The 5,728-nt window shown below is 51.6% G+C and carries 1 protein-coding gene and 3 rRNA genes; all 4 read right to left on the bottom strand.

Translation table 11 applies throughout. The annotated features are described in order from the left end of the window. Positions 1–255 precede the first annotated feature (255 nt). Positions 256–372: ribosomal RNA gene (gene rrf, locus KJY78_RS06400) — 5S ribosomal RNA — on the bottom strand. 109 nt (positions 373–481) lie between these two features. Beyond that, positions 482–3,601, bottom strand: a 23S ribosomal RNA gene (locus KJY78_RS06395). Positions 3,602–3,663: 62 nt separating this feature from the next. Beyond that, positions 3,664–3,855: a hypothetical protein gene (locus KJY78_RS06390; protein WP_214337776.1), complete on the bottom strand. Its 192-nt coding sequence runs from the start codon at positions 3,853–3,855 to the stop codon at positions 3,664–3,666. 13 nt (positions 3,856–3,868) lie between these two features. Further along, positions 3,869–5,397: ribosomal RNA gene (locus KJY78_RS06385) — 16S ribosomal RNA — on the bottom strand. Together the 16S, 23S and 5S rRNA genes form the textbook arrangement of a ribosomal RNA operon. Positions 5,398–5,728: the final 331 nt, after the last annotated feature.

Here is a 5,728-nt window from a genome sequence, read left to right as displayed (position 1 = left end):
CCGGGTGGTGGCCCGGGTGGCGCACCAACCAGCCTGCAGGGGCTGACAGCAGAACAATCAAACCACCTGCCGGCTGTTGCCCCCAGCACGTGAGTGTTACACACGAGCCCGTAACCGTCTGCGTGCTACAAGCTCGGCTGCAACACCCACCCCAACAACACACCAGCACCAACCAAACACAACAAACCAAACACACCCACAAACAAAAAAAAAAAGGGGGGGTCACGTAAACACGCAACCCCCCCAAAAAACGATTTCCGGCAGTGACCTACTCTCCCACACCCTCCCAAGTGCAGTACCATCAGCGCTGTCAGCCTTAGCTTCCGGGTTCGGAAAGAGACCGGGCGTTTCCCTGACGCTATAACCACCGAAAAAACATTACAACCAGTTTCGATACACTCGAAACCACAAAGCAGACGCAAACACCAAACTCGCTAACACAACCAACACCACAACCACACAAAAAACGGAAGAAGGGGGGTTTTGTAAGCCTTCGGTCTATTAGTACCAGTCAACTCCACGCGTTACCACGCTTCCATACCCAGCCTATCAACCCCATAATCTATAGGGAACCTCACACCAAACAAATGGCAAGGAAATCTCATCTCAAGGCCGGCTTCCCGCTTAGATGCCTTCAGCGGTTATCCATCCCGAACGTAGCCAACCAGCCATGCACTTGGCAGTACAACTGGCACACCAGAGGTCCGTCCAACCCGGTCCTCTCGTACTAGGGCCAGATCCTCTCAAATTTCCAACGCACGCAGCGGATAGGGACCGAACTGTCTCACGACGTTCTAAACCCAGCTCGCGTACCGCTTTAATGGGCGAACAGCCCAACCCTTGGGACCAACTCCAGCCCCAGGATGCGACGAGCCGACATCGAGGTGCCAAACCATGCCGTCGATATGAACTCTTGGGCAAGATCAGCCTGTTATCCCCGAGGTACCTTTTATCCGTTGAGCGACAGCGCTTCCACAAGCCACTGCCGGATCACTAGTCCCGACTTTCGTCCCTGCTCGACCTGTCAGTCTCACAGTCAAGCTCCCTTATACACTTACACTCACCACCTGATTACCAACCAGACTGAGGGAACCTTTGGGCGCCTCCGTTACTCTTTAGGAGGCAACCGCCCCAGTTAAACTACCCACCAGGCACTGTCCCTAAACCCGATCAGGGCTCAAAGTTAGATATCCAAAATGACCAGAGTGGTATTTCAACAACGACTCCACAAACACTAGCGTGCCCGCTTCAACATCTCCCACCTATCCTACACAAGCCACACCAAACACCAATACCAAGCTATAGTAAAGGTCACGGGGTCTTTCCGTCCTGCTGCGCGTAACGAGCATCTTTACTCGTAATGCAATTTCGCCGAGTTCATGGTGGAGACAGCTGAGAAGTCGTTACGCCATTCGTGCAGGTCGGAACTTACCCGACAAGGAATTTCGCTACCTTAGGATGGTTATAGTTACCACCGCCGTTTACTGGGGCTTAAACTCAAAGCTTCACAACCAAAAGGCCATTAACCTCTCCTCTTAACCTTCCAGCACCGGGCAGGCGTCAGTCCGTATACATCCAATTACCTGTTAGCACGGACCTGTGTTTTTAATAAACAGTCGCTTCCCACTAGTCTCTGCGGCCACCAAACCCTTCCCAACGCAAAGCTGGTACAAGCCGATGGCCCCCCTTCTCCCGAAGTTACGGGGGCATTTTGCCGAGTTCCTTCACCACGATTATCTCGATCTCCTTAGTATTCTCTACCTGACCACCTGAGTCGGTTTAGGGTACGGGCAACCAACAACCTCACGCCGATGCTTTTCTCGACAGCATAGGATCAATGACTTCACCAAAACAGCTCCCCATCACGCCTCACCCACACGCTTCAAACTATTAATAAGAAACAAGCTACACGCTTAGCCCGGGACAACCACCGCCCGGGATCACCTACCTTCCTGCGTCACACCTCACGCTCACTCACCAACACCGGGTCCAAAAAACAACCACCAACCAAACCCAAAAAGAGCCCAGCCAGCAACGTTCCTCTTAGCACTCGCTAGCTCATGTTAAACGGCCACCAGCCGGTACGGGAATATCAACCCGTTATCCATCGACTACGCCTGTCGGCCTCGCCTTAGGCCCCGACTTACCCAGGGCAGATTAACTTAACCCTGGAACCCTTGGTCTTCCGGAGGACGGGTTTCTCACCCGTCTTTCGCTACTCATGCCTGCATTCTCACTCGTGTCACATCCACAACAAGATCACTCCGCTGCTTCACCCATAACACGACGCTCTCCTACCCAACCAGCAAACTGAACCCTCACAGGCCAGCACAACTACTGACTGCCATATCTTCGGTGGTGTGCTTAAGCCCCGCTACATTATCGGCGCGGAATCACTTGACCAGTGAGCTATTACGCACTCTTTCAAGGATAGCTGCTTCTAAGCCAACCTCCTGGTTGTCTAAGCAACTCCACATCCTTTTCCACTTAGCACACACTTAGGGACCTTAAATGATGATCTGGGTTGTTTCCCTCTCGACCATGAAGATTATCCCCCACAGTCTCACTGCCACGCTCTTACTTACCAGCATTCGGAGTTTAGCTGACCTCAGTAACCTTGTAGGGCCCATCAGCCATCCAGTAGCTCTACCTCCAGCAAGAAACACGTAACGCTGCACCTAAATGCATTTCGGAGAGAACCAGCTATCACGAAGTTTGATTGGCCTTTCACCCCTAACCACAGCTCATCCCCTCAGTTTTCAACCTAAGTGGGTTCGGTCCTCCACACACTCTTACACATGCTTCAACCTGGCCATGGCTAGATCACTTCGCTTCGGGTCTAGAACACGCGACTCAAACGCCCTATTCAGACTCGCTTTCGCTACGACTACCCCACACGGGTTAACCTCGCCACATGCTGCTAACTCGCAGGCTCATTCTTCAAAAGGCACGCCATCACCCCAACAAAAAAAGGGCTCTGACGGATTGTAAGCAAACGGTTTCAGGTACTATTTCACTCCCCTCCCGGGGTACTTTTCACCTTTCCCTCACGGTACTAATCCACTATCGGTTATCTAGAAGTATTTAGGCTTACCAGGTGGTCCTGGCAGATTCACACGAGATTCCACGAGTCCCGCGCTACTCGGGATACACACAAACGCCGCACACGCATTTCAGATACGGGACTATCACCCACTCCGGTCACTCTTTCCAAAGCATTCTCCTACACGCACACAAAACGCCGACACTCTAGTAGAAGCATCAAGCATGTCCCACAACCCCGCACGCGCAACCCCTACCAAGTATCACACACGCACAGTTTAGCCTCATCCAGTTTCGCTCGCCACTACTCCCGGAATCACTATTGTTTTCTCTTCCTATGGGTACTAAGATGTTTCACTTCCCCACGTTCCCTCAACCCGCCCTATACATTCAGACGGGAGTAACAAGAAACCCCAAAAGGCTCTCGCTGGGTTCCCCCATTCGGAAATCCTCGGATCACAGCTCGTTTATCAACTCACCGAGGCTTATCGCAGATTACCACGTCCTTCTTCGGCTCCAGATACCAAGGCATCCACCGTTCGCTCTTAAGAACTTACAAAACAAAAAAATCGCATTAAACAAAAAACAACACAAAAAAGTGTTGCAAGATGCTCGCGTCCACTATGTAGTTTCCAACGTACCAACCCTCAAACCAAAACCACCCAAAAAGACAATCCCAGCAAGAAGACAAGAAAACCAAACCACAACCCCCAAAAAAAGAGAGCCACAGCCCCAGTCTCCCAGAACCCCAACAGTATACACCCAAAACAACAAACCAAACAAACCCAAAACAAAACAACCAACCAAAAACATTACTACTCCTTAGAAAGGAGGTGATCCAGCCGCACCTTCCGGTACGGCTACCTTGTTACGACTTAGTCCTAATCACCAGTCCCACCTTAGACAGCTCCCCCCAAAAAAATGGTTAGGCCACCAGCTTCGGGTGTTACCGACTTTCATGACTTGACGGGCGGTGTGTACAAGGCCCGGGAACGTATTCACCGCAGCATTGCTGATCTGCGATTACTAGCGACTCCGACTTCATGGGGTCGAGTTGCAGACCCCAATCCGAACTGAGACCGGCTTTTAGAGATTCGCTCCACCTTACGATATCGCAACCCACTGTACCGGCCATTGTAGCATGCGTGAAGCCCAAGACATAAAGGGCATGATGATTTGACGTCATCCCCACCTTCCCCCGTGTTAACCACGGCAGTATCCCATGAGTCCCCGGCATAACCCGCTGGCAACATAAGACAAGGGTTGCGCTCGTTACCGGACTTAACCGAACATCTCACGACACGAGCTGACGACAACCATGCACCACCTGTATAAAAGTGTCCAAAGAGCCCTGTATCTCTACAGTATTCTTCTATATGTCAAGCCTTGGTAAGGTTCTTCGCGTTGCATCGAATTAATCCGCATGCTCCGCCGCTTGTGCGGGCCCCCGTCAATTCCTTTGAGTTTTAGCCTTGCGACCGTACTCCCCAGGCGGGGAACTTAATGCGTTAGCGTCGACACAGAAACCACGAAATGACCCCTACATCTAGTTCCCAACGTTTACGGCATGGACTACCAGGGTATCTAATCCTGTTCGCTCCCCATGCTTTCGCTCCTCAGCGTCAGTAACGGCCCAGAGATCTGCCTTCGCCATCGGTGTTCCTCCTGATATCTGCGCATTCCACCGCTACACCAGGAATTCCAATCTCCCCTACCGCACTCAAGCCTGCCCGTACCCACTGCAAGTCTAAAGTTAAGCCTTAGGATTTCACAGCAGACGCGACAAACCACCTACGAGCTCTTTACGCCCAATAATTCCGGACAACGCTTGCACCCTACGTATTACCGCGGCTGCTGGCACGTAGTTAGCCGGTGCTTTTTCTGCAGGTACCGTCACACAAACGCTTCTTCCCTGCTAAAAGAGGTTTACAACCCGAAGGCCGTCATCCCCCACGCGGCGTTGCTGCATCAGGCTTGCGCCCATTGTGCAATATTCCCCACTGCTGCCTCCCGTAGGAGTCTGGGCCGTGTCTCAGTCCCAGTGTGGCCGGTCACCCTCTCAGGCCGGCTACCCGTCGTCGCCATGGTAAGCCACTACCTCACCATCAAACTGATAGGCCGCGAGCCCATCCCTCACCGAAAAAACTTTCCACAACCAGCCATGCGGCCAACTGTCATATCCAGTATTAGACACCATTTCTAGCGCTTATCCCAGAGTGAAGGGCAGGTTACTCACGTGTTACTCACCCGTTCGCCACTAATCAACACCAGTAAACCAGTGCATCATCGTTCGACTTGCATGTGTTAAGCACGCCGCCAGCGTTCGTCCTGAGCCAGGATCAAACTCTCCATAAAAACATAAAGATTTGACCATAGCAAACGATTCTGACAATCCAGAATGTTAACCAAAAAAATTAACGATCAATTACTTCATCAAGAAAATGCTTCCCTGATGTTTCAAGTGCACACTATTGAGTTCTCAAAGACCAAACAAACCACGTAACCAAACCACCTAAATGGTTAAACCCCCGAAGCCTGCAAGCAAAAACAAGGCAGCAAACCAACCAGAAACCAAGCAAAACTGCCCCTCAACCGGTTAAACCACCCCGCCAACAAACAACAACTATACACACACCCCAAACAAAACACAAAACCCAATCACAAACCCGGGCGCGTCACCCAAAAA

This window comes from Canibacter zhuwentaonis, assembly GCF_018531145.1.
GTDB classification, from domain to species: domain Bacteria; phylum Actinomycetota; class Actinomycetes; order Actinomycetales; family Microbacteriaceae; genus Canibacter; species Canibacter zhuwentaonis.
The sequence above is the reverse complement of the archived record's forward strand: the minus strand, read 5'-3'. Positions and strand labels throughout refer to the sequence as shown.